Genomic DNA, 1663 nt, shown 5'->3' on the forward strand with positions numbered 1-1663 from the left:
GGAGTACAGCACGGACCTGTACGAAGAGGGGACGGTGCGGCGGTGGATGGAAGGCTTCGAGCGCGTGGTGAGAGCGCTGGTGGAGAAGCCGGAGCAGCGGGTGGGGGAAGTGGAGTGGATGGGTGAGGGGGAGCGGCGGCGGGTGGTGGAGGAGTGGAACCAGACGGGCAGGGCGTACGGCGCGAAGGGCGAGTGCGGGCACGAAGTCTTCGAGTCGGTGGTGGACGCGCGGCCTGAAGCGGAGACGGTGCGGACGGAAGCCGGAGGGGTGAGCTACGCGGAGGTGGAGGGAAGGGCGAACCAGCTGGCGCATCACCTGAGAGGGCTCGGGGTAGGCCCGGAGGTGCGGGTGGGGTTGTTGGTGGAGCGCTCGGTGGAGTGGGTGGTGGGGATGCTGGCGGTGCTGAAGGCAGGAGGCGCCTTCGTGCCGGTGGACGTGACGCTGCCCGCGCTGCGAGTGGGCGAGCTGCTGGAGGAGTCCGGCGTCGCGCTGGTGCTGACGCACGAAGCGCTGGCGGATGAGTTGCCCACCGGCAACGCCGTGCTGGTCCTGTTGGACGAGGACAGCGCGCGAATCGCTCGTCAGCCGAAGACGCGACCCACGAAGAAGGTGACGACGGAGGGCATGGCGTACGTGCTCTTCACGTCGGGAAGCACGGGCAAGCCGAAGGGCGTGATGGTGCGTCACGGCGGCCTGGCGAACATGGCGCGCGCGGTGGCGGAGGCGCACGGTGTGAAGCCAGAGGACCGGGTGCTGCAGTTCGCCTCGCCGGGCTTCGACGCCTCGGTGGCCGAAGTGTTTTCGACGCTGGCGGCGGGGGCGAGCCTGTGCCTGGCGCCGCGAGAAGCACTGATGCCCGGGGGAGCCCTCGAAAAGACGGTGAAGCAGCTGGGCGCGACGGTGGTGACGCTGACGCCGACGGTGCTGGGGCAGGTGGAGGACGGAGGCCTGGAGGGCATCCGCACGCTCATCTCCGCGGGCGAGGCCGTCCCTCCCGCGCTGGTGCGCAAGTGGAGCGAAGGCCGGCGAATGCTCAACGGCTACGGCCCCACGGAAGTGACGGTGTGCGCCAGCGTGGCGGCGGTGTCTCCGGAGCGCGTGACGGTAGGCAAGCCGCTGGGCAACGTGAGGCTGTACGTGCTGGACGAAGGCCAGCGGCCGGTGGGCGTGGGCGTGGTGGGAGAGCTGTACGTGGGAGGCGCGGGCTTGGCGCGTGGCTACCTGGGCCAGGCTGGACTGACAGCGGAGCGCTTCATCCCGGACGGCTTGAGCGGTGAAGCCGGCAGCCGCCTGTACCGCACGGGCGACCTGGTGCGGTGGGGTGAGGACGGGCAGGTGGAGTACGTGGGCCGGCGCGACGGGCAGGTGAAGGTGCGCGGCATGCGGCTGGAGGTGGGAGAAATCGAAGGGGTGCTGGGCACGCACCCCGGCGTGAAGCAGGCGGCGGTGGTGGCGAAGAAGGAGGCCACGGGCACGAAGCTGTGGGCCTACGTGGTGGGCGACGTGGAGTCCGCTGCCCTGCGCGAATGGCTGCGCGAGCGGCTGCCGGAGCACATGGTGCCGTCGGCGTACGGGATGCTGGAGGCACTGCCGCTGACCTCCAGCGGGAAGGTGGACCGGGCGAAGCTGCCCGCGCTGACGGCGGAGGCCACGCCGCGCACG

At 70.9% G+C, this 1663-nt stretch carries 1 protein-coding gene; it reads left to right on the top strand.

Going from position 1 to position 1663, the window contains the following annotated elements; all coding sequences use genetic code 11:
* The coding region (locus ACLEQD_RS42940; RefSeq protein ID WP_410391728.1) for a non-ribosomal peptide synthetase at positions 1-1663 on the top strand (1663 nt) is incomplete at both ends.

Source organism: Corallococcus sp. 4LFB (genome assembly GCF_046520365.1).
Lineage (GTDB): Bacteria > Myxococcota > Myxococcia > Myxococcales > Myxococcaceae > Corallococcus > Corallococcus caeni.